At 48.9% G+C, this 16,467-nt stretch carries 13 protein-coding genes; 5 read left to right on the top strand and 8 right to left on the bottom strand.

Annotation, left to right across the window (positions count from 1 at the left end):
• Positions 1-80 precede the first annotated feature (80 nt).
• Entirely contained in the window at positions 81-986 is a 906-nt protein-coding gene (locus G8768_RS00250) for a TIGR01777 family oxidoreductase (protein ID WP_166853163.1), read from the top strand.
• Positions 987-1,053: 67 nt separating this feature from the next.
• Here the strand turns inward: G8768_RS00250 and G8768_RS00245 are convergent, their stop codons facing one another.
• A complete protein-coding gene (locus tag G8768_RS00245) occupies positions 1,054-3,297 on the bottom strand; it encodes a TonB-dependent receptor (RefSeq protein ID WP_166853165.1) in 2,244 nt (747 codons plus the stop codon).
• Between the two features lie 249 nt (positions 3,298-3,546).
• On the bottom strand, positions 3,547-4,152 hold the full coding sequence (locus tag G8768_RS00240; protein WP_166853167.1) for a TetR/AcrR family transcriptional regulator: 606 nt from the start codon (positions 4,150-4,152) through the stop codon (positions 3,547-3,549).
• A gap of 239 nt (positions 4,153-4,391) precedes the next feature.
• On the opposite strand from G8768_RS00240, the gene G8768_RS00235 reads away from it, so the two are divergent.
• The 3 genes from G8768_RS00235 (at position 4,392) to G8768_RS00225 (ending at position 7,971) form a co-directional block, all read left to right on the top strand.
• Positions 4,392-5,996 (top strand): alkaline phosphatase D family protein, encoded by a 1,605-nt coding sequence (locus G8768_RS00235; protein WP_166853169.1) that lies wholly within the window; start codon positions 4,392-4,394, stop codon positions 5,994-5,996.
• Positions 5,997-6,002: 6 nt separating this feature from the next.
• Entirely contained in the window at positions 6,003-6,905 is a 903-nt protein-coding gene (locus G8768_RS00230; protein WP_166853171.1) for an HAD family hydrolase, read from the top strand.
• Positions 6,906-6,975: 70 nt separating this feature from the next.
• A complete protein-coding gene (locus G8768_RS00225) occupies positions 6,976-7,971 on the top strand; it encodes an SMP-30/gluconolactonase/LRE family protein (RefSeq protein ID WP_166853173.1) in 996 nt (331 codons plus the stop codon).
• A 76-nt stretch (positions 7,972-8,047) separates the two neighbouring features.
• On the opposite strand, the gene ettA is transcribed toward G8768_RS00225, so the two are convergent.
• Positions 8,048-9,712 carry an energy-dependent translational throttle protein EttA gene (ettA, locus tag G8768_RS00220; protein ID WP_166853175.1) on the bottom strand — a complete coding sequence of 555 codons (1,665 nt, stop codon included), beginning with the start codon at positions 9,710-9,712 and terminating at the stop codon, positions 8,048-8,050.
• Positions 9,713-9,949: 237 nt separating this feature from the next.
• On the opposite strand from ettA, the gene G8768_RS00215 reads away from it, so the two are divergent.
• Positions 9,950-11,488: a carotenoid oxygenase family protein gene (locus tag G8768_RS00215; RefSeq protein ID WP_166853177.1), complete on the top strand. Its 1,539-nt coding sequence runs from the start codon at positions 9,950-9,952 to the stop codon at positions 11,486-11,488.
• 66 nt (positions 11,489-11,554) lie between these two features.
• On the opposite strand, the gene G8768_RS00210 is transcribed toward G8768_RS00215, so the two are convergent.
• From G8768_RS00210 to G8768_RS00190, 5 genes are all read right to left on the bottom strand, one after another.
• Entirely contained in the window at positions 11,555-11,851 is a 297-nt protein-coding gene (locus G8768_RS00210) for a hypothetical protein (protein ID WP_166853179.1), read from the bottom strand.
• A gap of 115 nt (positions 11,852-11,966) precedes the next feature.
• Entirely contained in the window at positions 11,967-12,500 is a 534-nt protein-coding gene (locus G8768_RS00205) for a DUF4136 domain-containing protein (RefSeq protein ID WP_166853181.1), read from the bottom strand.
• Positions 12,501-12,614: 114 nt separating this feature from the next.
• A complete protein-coding gene (locus G8768_RS00200) occupies positions 12,615-12,809 on the bottom strand; it encodes a hypothetical protein (protein WP_166853182.1) in 195 nt (64 codons plus the stop codon).
• 128 nt (positions 12,810-12,937) lie between these two features.
• Positions 12,938-14,188, bottom strand: coding sequence for a diguanylate cyclase domain-containing protein (locus G8768_RS00195; protein ID WP_166853185.1), 1,251 nt, complete (start codon positions 14,186-14,188; stop codon positions 12,938-12,940).
• A complete protein-coding gene (locus G8768_RS00190) occupies positions 14,188-16,347 on the bottom strand; it encodes a putative bifunctional diguanylate cyclase/phosphodiesterase (protein WP_166853187.1) in 2,160 nt (719 codons plus the stop codon). Before G8768_RS00190 ends, G8768_RS00195 begins: the two co-directional genes overlap by 1 nt.
• Positions 16,348-16,467 lie beyond the last annotated feature (120 nt).

Raw genomic sequence — 16,467 nt, 5'->3', positions numbered from 1 at the left:
TGACAAAACTTGCCCAAACACCGCTACTAAAGTAGCTTAGACTCAAAACCGTAATGAGTGGCGATGGAGAGCAGGCAGGTATGAACATTCTTATGACTGGCGCCAGTGGCTTTATTGCCCAGACGCTGATTCCCAATTTGCTGGCAGAAGGGCATAAGCTCTGGGCATGGACTCGTTCGCCTCAGCACTGTGACTATCTCTACGGAGCAAACCTGAACTGTGTGGCGCAACTTAATGAATTACTGAATCGTGATGATGCTGTTCACTTCGATGCCATTATCAATCTGGCTGGTGAGGGTATTGCGGATAAGCGCTGGAGCGAAGCACGTAAAGCAACGCTGTTATCGAGCCGATTGGATACCACTGCTGCTCTGATCAGGTTTATTGAGCAACTTGACCAGAAACCGACTGTGCTGCTGAGTGGTTCAGCTATTGGTTTTTATGGCAGTCACGACAGTGATGAGCCGCTTGCGGAAGATGGGCCAATCAATATTGGCTTTACCCATGAACTGTGTCGACGCTGGGAAGAAGAAGCGGACAAGGCCCGTGAATACGGCGTACGAGTTTGCTTACTGAGAACCGGTATCGTGTTAGGCAAGGGCGGTGCCCTGGCGAAAATGCGTCTGCCGTTTATGATGGGCATGGGCGGCAGAGTTGGTTCAGGAAAACAATGGATGTCCTGGGTCCATATTGCTGATGAGGTCAGGGCTATTCAGTTTTTGCTCGGCAATGATCACTGCTCGGGAGCTTTTAATCTCACTGCGCCCAACGCTGTCCAAAATCTGGAATTCACCCGGAGCTTTGCTCAATCTTTGGGGCGACCATCATTTATGCCTTTGCCCGATGTGGTTCCCAAATTAATGCTGGGTGAAGGCGCTGAGTTGTTGCTGGAAGGCCAAAGGGTTTATCCCAAGCGTTTATTGCAAGAAGGTTTTCAGTTCAGTTTTGAAAAAATTGAAGATGCATTTCTGGATTTGGAATCCTGAAACCTGAAGATAAAAAAGCCCGGCATGGCCGGGCGTAAATTATCGACTGAGGTTTTGGATAGCTGAATTAATAGAAGTGGTATTTAACATCAATTCCATACGTTCTGGGCAGGGCGTATGAGCGTCTGACTACACCCGGTTGGGCCAGGAATGCCGGAGCAATGCTTGTGTAATATCGTTCGTCTGCCAGGTTTTTCCCCCATAGACCTACTGTCCAGCTTTCATCAGAACTTGATAATTCCAGGCGTCCATTGAGAAGTTCATAGCTGTCAATAACAACATTATCGCTATTGGCAAGATCACCGAAAACATCATCGATGTAACTGTAATCCAGGGCCACTCGGGCAAGGTGATGCTCGCCCACATTCCATCGGTAAGCTATTTGGGCGCTGGTCTGAAGCGTCGGTGTATTGGGTGTGTCATTGCCTATTACAGCAGCTGCCTCTGAAGGGTCTTCTGACGCGAATTCAGTAATTTCTCCATCGAGATAGGTGGCGCCCAGATCAAATCGTAATCCTTCGAAGGGTTGCCAATTCAGATCAAACTCAGCGCCACGGATTTCGGCTTTGCCCGCATTCGTCAGAATGGCGTCCTGAACGCGTGTGCCGTCCTGACCTACGATGGTAACCAATGCCTGCGCTTGCAGGTTATCGTAGTCATAGAAGAAGACCGAGGCATTAATTCTCAGAGGTATTTCTTGAGAGGTCCATTTTATGCCCGCTTCATAAGCCAGCAGTTCTTCTCCGTCGAAAGGTTCAAGGGCTGCATTCGATGTAATTCCGGAGCCATCAAAGCCACCGGATTTGTAACCTTCGCTCACACTGGCATACACTAAAAGCTCTTCAGTCGGGCGGTAATCAAGGCCCAGCCTCCAGGTTAATTCTTCGGCTGAAATGCTGTCTTTTCCGGGAATGATCGGAAGATCCGGAAAGATTCTGCCAACCAGCGCCGTACCGTATGGATCAAAGGCTGTTGAGCTGCGGTCGATGCTTCGGTCTTCTTCCAGATAGCGCACACCGGTAGTGATATTGAGTGCCTCATTGATCAGCCAATCGACCTGGGAGAAAAGTGCCCAGCTTTCTACGGTGCGAGTATATTTTGTATCGAGAAACCCCAGGACGGAATCCGATGCATCTTGTCGTTTGAAAAAATCGACTTCATCTTCGGCGTAGTGAACGCCCGCCGTCCAATTCGCATGTTCGGTCTCACCGACCAGGCGAAATTCCTGACTGAATTGCCAGGAATCATTGAAAAGGTCTTCATTGAGAACTCGGGTTGCGGTTCCCTCGGAGTCCTCCATGTGGCGGTTTAGAGTTTCGTAGCCGCTCAATGATGTGAATTCGGCAAACCCCAAATCCCAACTGACTCGCAATTGCCCGCCCCATTGCTCGTGGTCATTGATGCCCAATTCATCGCCCTCAACAATATAAGGGTCGGCGCTGGCGGGTAACATGCCCAGCGCGTCTGCACCGTCAAGTTTCACGAGAGGAATGTCCGATTGATCATTAAAATAATGGACGCTGGAATAAACTTCGATATCGTCTGCGACATCCCACAACAAACTGAAGCGGGTTGAAAATTTGTCCTGGCCGCCAAATTCACTGTCTGCTGGGCGTTCCTGTACACCGGGAATAACCCCAGGAACGCGAGTAAAACCGGCGGTTCGTGTTGTGCCCAGGTTATTTTGATGGCCATCCGATTGTGTTTGTTTGATGGCTAATCTCGCCGCAACGTTTTCGCTCAGGCTGCCACCAATGGCGGCTTCAATATCGGTTTCATTGAATCGACCGTAGCTTAAATCGATATAGGCGTCGGTTTCGTGGCTCGGCTTGCGGGTAATAAAATTAATGGCGCCCGCCGTTGTGTTCTGTCCAAACAGCGTGCCTTGGGGGCCTTTTAAAACCTCTACACGTTCCAAATCAAATAGGGGAACATTTAAATAACTCGGTGTTGCCATGGCCACTTCGTCAATATGAACAGCTGCGGAAGCGCTCACATTGGGTTCTTCGAAGCGTAAGCCGATCCCTCGAATCGTCACAATAGGATCAAAAAAACCGGTTGACGGCGCAAGGTTCAAACCGGGGGTTAACGTGCCCAGCTTATTGAAATCATCAATGCCTTTGTCTTTCAGAGCGTCTGCGCTGAAAGCGGCTATGGATATCGGGATATCCTGAATATTCTGTTCTCTTTTTTGAGCGGTGACGGTAATTTCTTCAAGCGCGGCTTGCTGCGCAAAGCTGTGGCTGGCGCATATGGCTATTGCTAGGGTGCTGAGTTTAGCCGGCCTTTTCGATAGGACTTTTTTAGCCATGGTGTTTTCATCTCCCAAGGTGCTGTTGTTTGGCAATCAAGTTATTGTTTTGCATACAATCTTTCATGTATTTGGTTTGGCCAATCCACTTCTCAATGAGTGGTGCACGGCTTGTGAGGGGCTCTCTGAATAACTCAATTCAGGGTCGTTTTCCCTCAAAGCAGATACATACATTAGCGTATGTATGCACGTTAAGCAACGGTCGTTGCAGTTTGATGACAGGCACCTAAAAAGTGCTGCTTGGTTTTTTTAGGGCTTATTGATGATTTCTTGGGTTGCTTTTTCAGCAATATCAAAGAGGTTTTCAAATACCGATTTGTCTGAAAACATCAGGTATTCAATGGCGGCCCCCCGCAAAAGCGTACGCTGCAAATAGCGTATGGTTTGGATCTGGGAGTGCTCAAGTCCGGAATGCTTAAGGCATACTCGCCACTGTTCCGATAACTTGGCATCCAGCTCTTTAAACAGTGGCAGGATACGTTCGGACAATTCCTCATCGCTGCGACAAGCCAGCCAAATCTGGATCAGTACGATGGTTTCTTTCTGGTGGAAAAGCTCTTTTTGCAGTTGCCAGACATCGTGAAGTAACTTGTCTGGTTCATGATCCTGCAGGATGGGGAGGTATTGGGCGAAATATTGATCGTAAACATGTTCGGCGGCCTGGGCGATGAGTTCGATGCGTCGGTTGCCGAAGTGATGTTGAAGTGCCCCGCGAGTTACGCCGGATTCCTGGGCGATTAGAGACATGGTGGCGCCCTGGTAACCGTGCTGATGAATACAGCGAACGGTAGCCTCAAGAATATTACTTCGGGTTTGGTTGCTACGTTCCTCGTTGCTACGCCGGATTAAACTCATGCTTACCTTCTTTTCCCAAATCAAGCGGCGATTCTAACCTTTTGTGCCAAAGGGACACAATGGAGGAGGAAATGGCGACCAGCTTCAGCAGGAGAGTGGAGTCATGGCCGTGTTTTCGTAAGATATTGAATATATTGACATACACTCGTGAATGTATGTATATTTGCAAACTGAGATAAGCTTGGACTTGCGATGGCCGGCAGTAAAAATAATGAGAATGTCATGAGAGAAAGCTTGATATGAAACGAAGAAAGCTGATTCGGTCTGCTGGATTACTGGGTTCCACGCTTGCCGTCGCCCCTTTAGCTCACAGTTCCGGTGTTTCAACGGGTTCCGGTCCGAAGGGGGTTGAGAAGAACAGCGCCTTTCTGCATGGGGTTGCCAGTGGCGATCCACTGCAGGACAGATTCATTATCTGGACTCGCATAAGCTCGGACGATGCGGGTTCTGGACCGTTGCATTGGCTTGTTGCAAGCGATAGAGATTTTAACAATGTGTTGCGGCAGGGGCAGCTAACGGTCAGTGCTGAGCGAGATTTTACGGCCAAAATCGATGTTGCCGGCTTGCAGGAAGGTAGGCAGTATTTCTATCGATTTGTTTTCGCTGGTGAACAGTCCCCAGTTGGTCAATGTCGAACTTTGGCGACAAAAAACCACTTGTCTGCTCGTTTGGCGGTTGTGTCTTGCTCAAACTTTCCGGCAGGTTACTTCAATGTTTACAGGGAAATCGCTAAAGACCCTGGTTATGACGCGGTGCTTCATCTTGGCGACTATCTTTATGAGTATGGCCAGGGTGGCTACGCCACTGAAAACGCTGAAGCACTTAATCGGGTTCCGTTCCCTCAAACAGAAATCAAAAGCTTGAGTGATTACCGAAAGCGTCACGGACAGTACAAAAGTGATGTTGATCTTCAGGCGATGCATGCAGCTCATCCAATGATTTGTGTGTGGGATGACCATGAGTTCGCCAATAACGCCTGGCAAAATGGGAGCCCTAAAGAAGGTGATGAATCGAACTGGCTGAAGCGAAAAAACGCCGCTCTACAAGCCTACTATGAATGGATGCCTGTTCGTGAGAATTCCGAACATGGCATCAATCGGCATTTTCGATTTGGTAATTTGTTGAGTTTGTCGATGCTGGATACACGACTGAAAGGGCGTGAAAAACAGCCCAATCGAAAAGCATTTACTCTGGGTTTCCAGCAAGATCGCGAGATGTTAGGGGAAGCTCAGCAGATTTGGTTGGAAGAACAACTGAAATCTTCACAGGACACGGTTTGGACGGTAATCGGTCAGCAGGTGCTATTGTCCAGTCTGAACACACCCGATCTGAATGGAATCGCTGATCCCGAAGGCGATTCCATGTTTGCACGTTACCGGTCTCGAAAACACTACAAGAACACGATTTCCAACAGCCACTATGGTTTGCCCTTGTTGTTGGATGCTTGGGATGGCTACCCCAAAGCCAGGGAGCGTTTTCTGAAATTGTTATCAAAGTACGGCAAAAACCACATTGTCTTAACGGGGGATATACATACTGGTATTTGTTCCGAGATCCCGGTTCCGGGGGAAGAGACTAAAAAAATAACTGAGCTGGTTACTGCATCGGTGACGTCTCCAGGTTTGGATGACTACTTCCCCAGCTTGCCGGATAAATCGGTAGGCGAAGCCTTTCAGCAGAAAAACCCTCATATGTCTTACATTAATGGAAAAGACAAAGGCTGGCTTGATGTTAACTTTACCAAAGAGAACGTAGAGGCAAATTGGAAAGTTGTGGATTCCATTGATAGTTACAACTACAACGTAAGCACTAAATTCACAAAAACGGTTCAAGTTCAAAGCTAGGTCTGTATGAAGTCACTTTCTTATCTGTCTGTAATGTTTGTATTTTTCAGCTCAATTGTCCATGCCAGTTCTGATGATGTGTTACCAAGCTGGTTGAATAATGCGAGCAAGGAAAACATTCTTCAATTCGTAGAGCGTTCCCTGAATCCTAATGCACCGGATTTTATTCCTGTCGAAAGTCGCATTGCCGTATTCGACGTGGATGGCACCTTGTGGGTTGAAAAACCACACTATGCACAACAGGGCTTCGTCTTGTCAGAGCATTCGCCAGCACTTTCCTCGGCTCAGCCAAAGAGCGAAGCTACATTGTTAACATTATCAGCCAAGCTGTTTGAAGGGATGTCGGAGAAAAGCTATCAAGAGAAATCCCGGGAGTTTTTGCTGAATGGCAGCTTGCATCCGAGGTACAAGGCACCACATGCAAAATTGATTTATCAGCCTATGTTGGAATTGATACGCTTGCTGAAGAAAAACAAATTTGACGTTTATTTGTGCACTGGCTCAGATGAAGGATTTGTTCGGTCTGTTGCTTTTGAATTATTTGGCATTCCAGCGGATCACGTGATTGCTCAAAATGTTGCTTACTATCGTGATGATCGCAGCAATGCAGTATTGCGGAGTGGGGAATACCGGAAGCCGATCAATCTTGGGCAAGGCAAAGTCAGCAATATTATGCATCGTATTGGTAAGAAGCCTGTCTTGGCGGTTGGGAATTCTCTGGGAGATTTACAGATGCTGGATTGGGTCGCAGATGGCGGTTTGTCCATTTTGATTACACACGATGATGCTCAGCGTGAGTATGATTATGGGGATAAAAACCAGAAAATCGCCAAGGCATTTTCTGCTGTGAATCTGACGGCCGTCAGTATGAGGAAAGACTTCAAAAACATCTTCTACGAGGTGAACTAAGTTTCTCGTGTCTTATCTTATAAAACTCCTGTTGGGCCTGCTTGTTCTCTTTTTGTCAGGGCTTGTTTATGTGTGGCTGTCTTTGGGTGGGGCGAATGAGCTGTCTTCTGTATCGAACTCCGAACATTGTCGTATAGTCCATGGGATGGTGGGGGCTGAAGACATTGAATTTGATGCAAGCACCAATATTGCATATGTTTCGGCGGACGACAGGCGTTCTCACTCCATGGGTGTTCAGGAGGCGGGGGCGATTTATCGTGTGAGCTTTATTGATGGTGAGCCTGACATTGAAAAAATGCAAGGCACCGAAGCGTTATCAGATTTTCACCCTCATGGTATCAGTTACTTCAACGAGAACGGAAAGAGTTACCTCTATGTAATTAGCCACCGTTTTCCGGAAGATGCCTCGAAAGGGCACGATATTTATTTGTTTCACATTGATGGCTGTCAACTGAAACAAGTCGACAAGCTTGAGCATGATCTTATTCACTCCCCGAATGATATTGTAGCGCTCGCGCAAGATGAGTTTTACTTTACGAATGATCGTAAGGCCGTTACGGGCACATCCATGTTCATCGAGGTGCTTCTCGGTTTGGCGAGAAGTGGTGTTGTTCACTATAAAGAAGGGCGCTATCGTCAGCTTGTGGATGATTTGGCGTTTGCGAACGGCATTGCATTCCAACAGAGCAGCAACACTTTATGGGTATCCGAATCCCGGGGCTCAGCACTGCGCGCCTATAGGCGGGATGTTCACACGGGTGATTTGGAACTGCTGGAGATAATGCCTCTGGGTAACAGTCCGGACAACATCAGTGTGACCAAAGAGGGAGATTTGCTGGTGGCTGATCATGTGAATGGTGTCAGCCAAATTCGGAACGTTTCCGATGCTGCTCACCCTTCTCCCAGTCGAGTGTGGCGCATTGGCAAGAACGGAGAACACCTGCAAATCGCATTGGATGGGAATCGATATTCAGCGGTAAGTGTTGCTGTTGGTTTGAGTGATAAGCAGTGGCTGCTGGGCTCAATTTATAATGAGGGCTTGTTGATTTGTGCGGCGAACGAGTAAGCCAAGCTCAGTTAATTCAGCCCAATAAAAAACCCGGCATTGCCGGGTTTTTTATTCAGTCAAATTGCATTCAAGTTTACGCTTTAATCGGCTTGTACTTCATGCGTTTTGGACCGGCGTCCGCACCTTTACGAGCCACAAAGTCTTCGTGGTACTCCGTGTAGTTGCCTTCAAAGAAAACAATATCACTTTCGCCTTCGTAGGCCAGGATGTGAGTTGCTACGCGATCCAGGAACCAGCGATCGTGCGAAATCACCATGGCACAGCCAGGGAAGGTCAGCAGGGCTTCTTCCAGTGCGCGCAGGGTTTCCACGTCCAAATCGTTTGACGGTTCATCGAGCAACAATACATTGGCGCCTTGCTTTAATGTATTGGCCAGGTGCAAGCGGCCGCGCTCACCACCGGAGAGTTCACCCACACGTTTTTGCTGGTCAGTGCCTTTGAAGTTGAAGCGGCCCACATAACTGCGTGAGCTGACTTCGTAATTACCGATTTTCAAAATGTCGTGGCCATCGGAAATGGCTTCCCAAACATTTTTGTTATCGTCCAGATTTTCCCGACCTTGTTCGACGTATGCGACTTTTACAGTCTCACCGAGTTCTACCGAGCCGGAGTCCGGTTGTTCGGTGCCGGCGATCATGCGGAACAGGGTCGATTTACCTGCGCCGTTACCACCGATGATTCCAACAATCGCACCTTTAGGAATGGAGATGCTCAGGTCGTCAATCAGCTTGCGGTCGCCAAAGCTTTTGCTGAGATTGTTAATCTCAATCACTTTGTCGCCCAGGCGTTCACCGGGTGGAATGTAAATTTCATTGGTTTCGTTGCGCGACTGGAAATCCTGGGATTGCATTTCTTCGAAGCGGGCCAGACGCGCTTTGTTTTTCGCCTGACGACCTTTTGGATTTTGGCGTACCCACTCCAATTCCGCTTTGATGGCTTTGTTGTGGGCAGCTTCGGTTTTCTGTTCCTGCTCCAAACGTTGCTCTTTGGTTTCCAGCCAGGTGGTGTAGTTACCTTCGTATGGAATACCGTGGCCGCGATCCAATTCCAGAATCCAGCCTGCGGCGTTGTCGAGGAAGTAGCGATCGTGGGTAATGGCCACCACCGTACCAGAGAATTCCTGTAGGAATTGCTCCAGCCAGAAAACCGATTCGGCATCCAGGTGGTTTGTAGGTTCGTCGAGCAGCAGCATGTCCGGACGGGATAGCAGCAGGCGACAGAGTGCTACACGGCGTTTTTCACCACCGGATAATTTGTTGACCTCGGCATCCCAGGCTGGCAGGCGCAGGGCATCGGCGGCCTGCTCCAGTTTGTGATCCAGATTGTGGGCATCCCAGGCCTGGATGATGTCTTCGTATTCACCCTGTTTTTTGGCCAACGCGTCAAAGTCGGCACCTTCTTCAGCGTAGGCGGCGTATACCTGATCCAAACCGGCCAGAGCATCGAGTGCTTCACGCACACCATCTTCAACGTTGCCGCGCACATCTTTGTTTTCGTCGAGCTGTGGTTCCTGTGGCAGATAGCCCACCTTGATGCCAGGCATAGGGCGGGCTTCACCGTTATAGTCGGTGTCCACGCCAGCCATAATCCGCAGCAAAGTAGATTTACCCGAGCCGTTCAAACCCAGAACGCCGATTTTTGCGCCAGGGAAGAAACTCAAGGATATATCTTTCAAGATTTCACGTTTAGGTGGGACGATTTTGCCCACACGGTTCATGCTGTAAACGTATTGCGCCATAGCGCGGCAGCCTCCAATCAGTGCATAAATTAAGTGCGGCTATTGTACCCGAGCCTAGCCTTTGGGCGCACGGGCTGGGCCATTTATTTTTAGCCGTCGTCGCTGCTGTATGAAAAATGTTCGACAACTCTGGATTTATAACTTGCATTAATAAACTTACTGAGCCATGATTAGTCTCACAGTCATAAAAAATACAATCAATTTGTGCCGTATATAGCTCTAGATGGAGGTTGGGCCATGAACTCACTCGAACAAGCCATTGCTCTGGAAGTTGCCGAAAAGTGCACGATCATTCGCGATAAAGACGGTAACCCCGCGCCGGATGCGCCTTCCTGGACTCAGGAAATCGATAACCCTTATCTGCACGGCGTCTACGCGCCGATCTGCGAGGAAGTGCAGGCCGATGAGTTGGAAGTCGTTGAGGGCGAAGTCCCGGCGGACCTGTATGGCGCCTATTTGCGCAATGGCCCCAACGCGGTGTACAAGCCTCGTTTCAACTACCATGCCTTCGATGGTGATGGCATGTTGCATATGATCAACTTCAAAGACGGTAAGGCCAGTTACCGTAATCGTTGGATCCAAACCGATGCCAAGGTGAAAGAAGCCGAGGAAGATAAGGCGATATGGCCGGGTGTGATGGGCCCCTTTGATTTCAGTCTCCCGGGTTTTCCGATCAAAGACACTTCCAATACTGATGTGATGTATTACAACGGCCACATTATGTCCCTGTGGTACAACGCTGGTATCCCCTATAAATTGGATATGGAAACCTTGGATACCCAAGGTCGCGAAGATCTTAATGGTGGTTTGAAGCGTGCTTTGTCTGCGCACTCCAAGGTAGATTTGGAAAACGGTGAGCTGGTCTTCTTTGATTATTCCGATGACTATCCGTATTACACCTATGGTATTGCCGACAAAGATGGCAATGTTATTCATGAGGCAGGTGTGGCATTACCGGGTCCACGTTTGCCCCACGATATTGGCGTAACGCCCAATTATGTGATCGTTCACGATTGCCCGTTTTTCCACGACGTGGATTTGCTTGAAAAAACCAGTAAGCGCGTGATGACGTTCCATCGCGATGTGCCAACACGCTTTGGTGTGCAGCCGCGTTATGGCAAAGGTGATGAAGTGACATGGTTCGAGTGCGAGCCCTGCTATATTCTGCACGTGACCAATTGCTGGGAAGAGGGGGATTGGGTCATTCAGGTGGGTTGCCGGTCTACAAATCCGATGCCGAAAGCCGATCCGAGTGAAGGCGAACTTTCTCATATGCTGGCCTATATGCGCCTGGAAGCGAATCTGTATGTGTGGAAATTCAATATGAAAACTGGAGAGGTGATCGAGCACGATATCGATACCCTGAACTCGGAATTCAATCGCTCGAACCCGCTCTATATGGGCTATAAAACCCGCTACAGTTTCAACCAATACATCATGACTCGCAAAGACGATGGCGTGGGGACTCTGGCCTTTGGTGCGATGTTAAAGTACGACGTGGAGAATGGCGATCTGGAGCGTTGGGACTATGGTGAAGGTGTCTTCGGCAGCGAGGCTCCGTACTGCCCGGCGAAAGGTGCTACCCGACATGATCCTGAGGACCAGGGCTATCTGGTTACGATTGTGACCGACAGTAATGACTGGACGTCGTATTGCCTGGTTTTCGATGCTCGTGATGTGGCCCAGGGCCCTGTATGTAAATTGAAATTACCCCAGCGTGTGCCGGGCGGCTTCCACGCAAACTGGGTACGCGGTGAAGACCTTTATGGGGAATAAGCCCTTATCCATCAGTTAAAACAAAAAAGCCCAGCGAGTGCTGGGCTTTTTTCTGCCTGCTGAAACTCAGTCTTTCTTGATGGCTTCAGAGGCTTGGGCTGCGGCCAGCGCTTTTTCGTGTTCTTCTTTTTTGATGTCTTGCAGCACTTGCAGGTTATGACGAAAACGCTCGGTTAGGTCATCAATGCCTTTTTCGCTCAGATAGCCAGCATTGCCGGTAGACACATAAGAGCAGTAGTTGGCAGCCGACGTCATCAGGGCGGCGGCAACCAGGCCAGGGTTCTCGGTTTCCTGGGCGGCAGTGTTGCACATTTCGATAAACAGGCCGGTCAGGCGGTGGTGTTCTTTTTGTAAATCGTCCACAGTTCTATTCCAGTGTTATTTGGGAAAACCGAGGCATGATGCGCTTTGTCGCGGAATAGGTCAATAAGAAGGCCGCGCAAGGCGGCCGCTCGAAGTGTGGAATAGGGAGCCGGTCTTATTTTGGCAGGCTGGCCAGCAACTTGGCGATGGCGGTTTCATAGCGCTTTTGACGCTCTTCCGGCTTGGCTTTGCTCTCCTCGCCGAGCGTCACACTGCCGCGCCACAGCATTTTGCCGCTGCTATTGGAATTGATGTCGATAATCAATTCCGGCTCCAGGCTATCGGCTTCTTTGGCCTTGGCTCGCCAGGAGCCGCTATTGGCATTACCACTGTAGTTACCACTCAGGCTGACGCCGTCGCGTTTGCCGGAATCCAGATAGTAGCTCACGATAATATCCGCTTCGAGAGGGTTAAAGACTTCGCTGTAGCGCGTCTTTACCTGGCTGGCGATGGCTCGTTCGACGCGACCTAATTCCATATCGGTTATCTGGGTATCGCGCAAAGTGCTTTGGCGGGAAGGCACCAGATAGAAACGCTCAAACTTGCTGAAGTTGGTATCGGTGTCGTAGTCCGCTTTGATATTGCTTTTATTACAGGCCGCCAGGGTAATGGTCAAAGCGGACAACAAGAGAATCTTCAGGTATTTCATATAAATGTCCTTACAGAAGGTCAAAAGTCCAAGCGGCTCATTGAGCGCTTGGCTTTGTTTTGGATTAAAGCGAAAGGGCTTAAATCAAAAGGGATGAATCAAACGTGTCGGGAATCAGCTTTCTTCTTCGCTATCCCAGGAGAAAAAGCAGCTGATGGCGAGGGTCAACCAGATCACGATGCCGCCCCAGTAAAGAGTTGGTGACTCTTCCATATAGATGACTTCGTGTAGAATGGTGTAACCGGCGTAGAGGTCATATACCACCCAGACCAGCAGTAGAACGCCGATGACTTTCCAAAAATCTTTCATAGTGTGTTCCCAATAAACTTGATGGTTTAGCGCTTGCCGGTGTATGACATCGGCAGCTGCGATATGGGAATAGTGTAGAGTGCTGGGCTGAGTAAACGTGTCCTGTTTTACGGATTGGAATACTGGGATCAGGATTCCTGATAAACCTGATAGTTGCCTGTGGCCACGGATTTGGCCTGGTACATGGCCTTGTCGGCCCAGCTGATCAAGGTTGTGGCGCTAATGCCGGAAGTGACCTTCGCACAGGCGATGCCGAGACTCCACTCCAGTGGGTGGTCACCCTCTACAGTTTTGCCGCCTTCGAGTAAGCGTTTGGCGACTTTCTTGGCGCCACTTTGGTTGGTGTTGCTGAGCACAATAACAAACTCATCACCGCCGATGCGGGCCGCGAAATCAATGCCCTGCCTTAGCGTGGTCGAGATAAGGCCGGCTGCATTGATCAGCTGCATATCACCCGTCGCGTGCCCGTGTTGATCGTTGAGGGTTTTAAAGTTATCCAAGTCGCAATAAATGATGGACATGTGTTGCTTGTTGATACGGTGTTCTCGCCAGCTGTGCTGAATGGCTTGCTCGAAACCACGTCGATTCAGCAGACCGGTGAGTGGATCGCTGTTGGCGATTTTCAGAAAATTCTGGGTGCTGCTTTGTAATTGTTTTCTGGATTGACGGAAGTTCCAGATCAACATGATGGTGGAGAACGACGCAATAAAGGCAATGCTGAGCATGGCAATACCTTCTAGTTGATCGAAGGCACTGTTATCAACCATGATATGACGAATAGACAGGCCTCCACGAATATCGCCAATTTTCCAGTCTTTCTTGGGGCTGTTATCCAGCTTGTTATGGCACTGAATACAGGCTTCCTGCATCACCAGAGGTTCGATGTAATCAAATTCCAGTTTTCCCCCAATATGGAAACTTTTAAATACGGCTTTGGGTTGTTGTCCGCTGGCCTTTTGTTGCCGAAACGTTTCCAGTGCGCTGTATTCAAAATCGGTTTGTGGCCCACCTTCTGCCTGCCGATTGGGGAAAGGGTGTTCGCTGTACATTCTTACGCGAATATTGGGTTGCTGTTGGCTGACCATTTCGGCCACTTCAATGGTGAAGGTTGCGGGATTGGGAATGGCTTGGGCTTTGTCTTCGTAGTCAGCACCGATATGAATATTGGGGATGGTGCTCAGCTTCTTGGCCACGTTTTTATTGTAGTGAATGCGAGCGGCGTTCATGGTCATCGCCATGACGCGGGCCGACTGCAAGGCTGTGTGTTCAACCGCTTTGAGTGCCGAATTATGCAAACCTACATACGATGCAATGATGGTTACCGGGAGAACAATGACCAGCAACAGTAGGTGTGTTTTACCGCTTATACCACTTAACACTAATTACCTGGCTTTGGGGTTTCTGATAAATACGTAAAGAATGAGTCTGCGTCCATGGGCTTGTGAAAGTAAAACCCCTGTGCCTTGTCACAACCTAGTTTTTGCAATATATCGGCCTGTTCCCTGGTTTCTACACCCTCGGCAATGGTCGTTAGGGAAAAAGTTTTGGCGATATTGATGATCGACTCTACCAGTGCCAAGCTGGAAGGATCGTGTTCGATATCGGAAACAAATGAACGGTCTATCTTCAGGTTCGAGAACGGGTAACGATTGATGTAGGCCAAGCTTGAAAAGCCTGTGCCAAAATCATCAATCGATAGCGCGAAGCCGTTCTCGTTCAATTTTTTCAATTCCCTGAGTGCATGCTCGGGGTCTTTGATCATCAGATTTTCGGTGATTTCAATCTGAACATCCTGGGCGCTTAAACCGTTGCTATTGAGGGTTTCCAGCCACCTTTCGCAGATATTACTGCGGTCCAGAATTTCGGCGGGTGAGCGGTTTACTGACAGGCAGACGTGATCCAGCCCCAGCTCATTGCGAACGGTTTTCAAGAAGGCTGTGGCTTCCCGAAACATTTTGTCGCCCAGTTCGCGAACGAGGCCGGTGTGCTCACAGACTTCCACAAACTCCTGGGGTGAAATGACCTGATTGTCTTTGCTACGCCATCTGGCAAGAGCTTCGAAGGCCATAAGTTGTCGGGTTTTGAGGCAGACGATGGATTGGTAAACCGGATAAATGCGCTGGTCGATGCCGTCTCGACTCAGGTATTTGTATATATGCTGAAAGCGTTCACTTTCGCGTTTTATATCCTGATCAAAAAGCACTTGTGTATTTCTACCATTGGCTTTGGCTTTTTGCAGCGCGAGGGCTGAATTACTCAATAAGGTGCTCGCGCTGGCCCCGTTTTCTGGAAACAGGGCTGCGCCGGAGGTAAAGGTAATGCTGCCGGTAAAACCCGGCGCTGAAAATTTTTCGCGTATAAATTGTCGGAATTGAACGATTTCATGTTCAAGTTCTGTATGAGATTTGTCTCGAATAAACAGGCTGATTTCATCCGCACCGGATTTGCAAATCAATTCCTGGGCCTGAAAATGATCACGTGCGGCATGGGCAAAACTTTTCACCACCTGGTCGGCTGTGCTGGTGCCAAAAAACTGGTTAATCGACTTAAAGTTGTCGATGTCGAAGCTTAGATAGATACCCCGACGATTGTCATGGTGAAAGGTTTCCAGGAGGGTATCCAGTTCACGTAAAAAGGTCTGTCGATGCAATAAGCCGGTTTGTTCATCGTGGGTTGAGCGATACTGGAGTTGTGCTTTGCTGCGCTGCTCTTCGGTTCTGTCGCGATAAAATTTGACGTAAAAGCTGGGGGGCTCATCGTTGAATTCCCGAATGGCGATCAGGCTGGTTTCCACTTGCCGGTAGCCTCGGCGGCCGGCTGGAAATTCTTCAATGATCGGCGGCAAATCAACCATGCTGACATCGAGGTGCTCGCCGAGAACTTGCTCTTCGCTAATATCAAAGAGACTTTCAAACGCCGGGTTAACGGTGCGGATTTTCTGATCCTGATCGGCAATCAGTATGCCTTCATTGGCTCGATGCAGGATGTTGCTGGACAACCGTATTTCGCGGTTTCTTCTCTCCAGTTCGATAAGCTGTTCAGATAATGCTAACTGGTGAAGATGGCGTTCTATTTCGGCAAGAACGCGTACGGAGAATAAATCGAAGACGCTGTGGGCCCAATCGGGATTGGGAATTTCCTTTTCGTACAGGGCACTCATCAACCCGATTTTCTGACCCAGTGTATTGGTAAGTACGGTGCCGATGTAGGAGTTTACACTCATCTCAGCGAGGTGGTGATCTTCCGGGAAACATTGTTGGACGTTCAGATTGAAGGCGCAACGGCCCTGGCTTGCGAGTTCCTGGCAGGGGGTGTTTTCGAGAGGGTACTCCATGGCTTTGGCTTGCTGGCCATTCTCGAAGCCGGCGACGACTCGAGCGTTCTCCACGGTAGAATCCAGGGTCACAATATAAACATATTGAGCCTGAATTAAACTCGCCAGCCGAACGGAGAGCTGATTTAAAAAATCGGTCCCGGTAAATTGACTAACTTCTGAAATAACCCTGATGTAGTCGGGGTTTAAACCACTTTTATTCATACACAACTATCGCAAAACGCCGGCTAATCATGCAAAAGTACTAATTCAATAAGTATGTATGAGGATTTAAGTGCTGTCCAATAGCTTGGGGAGAATATTTCCAAAAACGCTATATGGGTT

Source organism: Pseudoteredinibacter isoporae (assembly GCF_011602085.1).
GTDB lineage: Bacteria > Pseudomonadota > Gammaproteobacteria > Pseudomonadales > Cellvibrionaceae > Pseudoteredinibacter > Pseudoteredinibacter isoporae.
The sequence above is the reverse complement of the archived record's forward strand: the minus strand, read 5'-3'. Positions and strand labels throughout refer to the sequence as shown.